The sequence below is a fragment of the Paracoccus sp. SY genome (assembly GCF_002901215.1).
In the GTDB taxonomy this organism is placed as follows: domain Bacteria; phylum Pseudomonadota; class Alphaproteobacteria; order Rhodobacterales; family Rhodobacteraceae; genus Paracoccus; species Paracoccus acridae.
In genome coordinates this window covers 1-467 of record NZ_NWMQ01000214.1, presented here as the reverse complement: position 1 = coordinate 467, position 467 = coordinate 1, and the positions used below count along the sequence as shown (strand labels likewise).

1 protein-coding gene is annotated in these 467 nt (G+C 62.7%); it reads left to right on the top strand.

Annotated elements, in window-relative coordinates:
- Positions 1 to 46: 46 nt before the first annotated feature.
- A complete protein-coding gene (locus CK944_RS22610; RefSeq protein ID WP_103175220.1) occupies positions 47 to 451 on the top strand; it encodes a transposase in 405 nt (134 codons plus the stop codon).
- Positions 452 to 467 lie beyond the last annotated feature (16 nt).

The window sequence follows — 467 nt, the reverse complement described above, 5'->3', positions numbered from 1 at the left end:
GAAGGCCGCCTGACGGTTTTGGCGCTTAAGTGATAGCTCCGACCTTATGCGCGACCTTAAATTCGAACCCCCGATTGAAGTTTTGTCCGCGGCGGATGGTGTACGCCGGCGACATTGGAGCGATGCGGACAAGGTCCGGATTGTCGAGGAGAGTTTCGCCGGAAACCGCCAGGTGAGTGCCACGGCAAGACGGCATGGCATTTCGCGGTCTCTGCTGACGGTCTGGCGCCGACAATACCGCACCGGGGAGCTTGGTGGCGACCGTTTGCCCTCCTTTATGCCACTGACGGTTTCTGCCGAGTTGCCAGGCACGATGTCCCCAAGGCCTGTGCCCCCGAACCCGGAAGCCCGGGTAGAGATTGCCCTGAGGAATGGCCGCCAGCTTGTTGTGCCGGCCAACGTGGACCCGGAGGCGCTGGCCCGGCTCCTTTCCGTGGTAGATGGCCGATGATCGCGTTTCCGGCGGG

Bases quoted from the DNA above. Each gene is read 5' to 3' on its own strand.
- CK944_RS22610 (WP_103175220.1), top strand. From the start codon at position 47: ATGCGCGACCTTAAATTCGAACCCCCGATTGAAGTTTTGTCCGCGGCG.